The sequence below is a fragment of the Burkholderia sp. Ac-20384 genome, from assembly GCF_017104605.1.
GTDB lineage: Bacteria > Pseudomonadota > Gammaproteobacteria > Burkholderiales > Burkholderiaceae > Burkholderia > Burkholderia lata.
In genome coordinates, this window is the sequence record NZ_JAAGPE010000637.1 from 1 (window position 1) to 1,446 (window position 1,446).

The 1,446-nt window shown below is 68.5% G+C and carries 1 protein-coding gene and 2 pseudogenes; 2 read left to right on the forward strand and 1 reads right to left on the reverse strand.

Features of this window, described 5'->3' with window-relative positions:
* Window positions 1-504: pseudogene (locus G3O00_RS42490) on the forward strand (PepSY-associated TM helix domain-containing protein); the annotation flags it as partial.
* A 99-nt stretch (window positions 505-603) separates the two neighbouring features.
* Here G3O00_RS42490 and G3O00_RS42495 read toward each other — a convergent pair.
* On the reverse strand, window positions 604-1,206 hold the full coding sequence (locus tag G3O00_RS42495; RefSeq protein ID WP_206146578.1) for a DNA-3-methyladenine glycosylase I: 603 nt from the start codon (window positions 1,204-1,206) through the stop codon (window positions 604-606).
* 142 nt (window positions 1,207-1,348) lie between these two features.
* Between G3O00_RS42495 and G3O00_RS42500 the strand changes: the two are divergent.
* Window positions 1,349-1,446: pseudogene (locus G3O00_RS42500) on the forward strand (ATPase); the annotation flags it as partial.

Here is a 1,446-nt window from a genome sequence, read left to right on the forward strand (position 1 = left end):
ACGTCGCGGAACTTGCCCTGACGGAACAGTGCGATTTCACGCGCCTTGCGCTCGTCCGGCAGCACGATCACTTCTTCGCCCGCACCCGGCACTTCGGACAGACCCTGAATTTCGACCGGGATCGACGCGCCGCCGGGCGCGCTGCTGTTCGCGCCGGCGATGAATGCCTATGCGGTCGGGTTCTTCACGCCCGGCAACGACCACGGCGGCGTCGGGCTCGGCAATGCGTGGCTCTACTGGGATGCGGTGACCGGCAAGCCCGTCGCCACTCAGGTGCCGGGCCGCGGCTCGGCCGGCGACCTGTTCATGCAGGCGCAGTTTCCGCTGCACTCGGGGCGGATCGCCGGCGTCGCGGGCCGCGCCGCGGTGAGCGTGCTCGGTATCGTCATCGCGATGCTGAGCGTGACCGGCATCTGCATCTGGGTGAAGAAGCGCAGCGCCCGCGTGCGGGCCGCGCGCAGCACGCGGGCGGTTGCACCGGCGTCGTCGCGCGCCGCGAGGTGAGGGGTTGCGCGTTGCGCCCCGCTTCGTGAGCGGTGCGCGGGCGGTTCAACCAGCGCAGGGCCGCGGCACACGACGGGTGGCCGGCGGATGCCCGCGCCGTCAGCTCGCCTTGCGGCGGCGTGCGGGCTGCTTGCCGCCGAGCGCCGCGCATTGCGCGTGGCACGGGCAGCCGACCTCGTGATCGTTGACCATGCCGGTGGCCTGCATCAGCGCATAGCAGATCGTCGAACCGACGAACTTGCAGCCGTATGCCTTCAGCGCCTTGCTGAGCGCGTCGGACTGTTCAGTCGACGCGGGCGCGTCGCGGTACGATTGCCACGCGTTCTGGATCGTCGCGTTGCCGACGAACGACCACAGGAACGCGGCGAGCGATCCGTGCTCCTCGCGGATACGCTGCACGGCACGCGCATTGGTGACCGCTGATTCGACTTTCGCGCGGTTGCGCACGATGCCGGGATTCTCCAGCAGCTTCTCGATGCGCTTCGGCGTGAAGCGCGCGACGGCATCGACGTCGAAATCCGCAAAGGCTTCGCGATAGCCCGCGCGCTTGTTCAGGATCGTCGACCACGACAGCCCGGCCTGGGCCCCTTCCAGGATCAGCATTTCGAACAGGTGGCGATCGTCGTGCGACGGCACGCCCCACTCGGTATCGTGATAGTGAGCATCCGCTTCCGTCTTCACCCAGTTGCACCGCTGCGACATCGTCTGCCTCGCTTTCCGTATCGATTCGATCGCGTCAGCATAGCGGAAGCCCTTTTCACGGAACAGCCGGCCGAACGGCAGATGGGCGCGCGGCGCCGATCCGGTTAAGCTTGGCGCCTGTTCGAATCAGCGGGATGAAGGCATGGCGGCATTACTTTTTGCGATCGGCATCGACGGCGGCGGCACGGGCACGCGCGCGGTGCTGGCCGACCGGCACGGGCGCGAGCTCGCGCAGGGGCG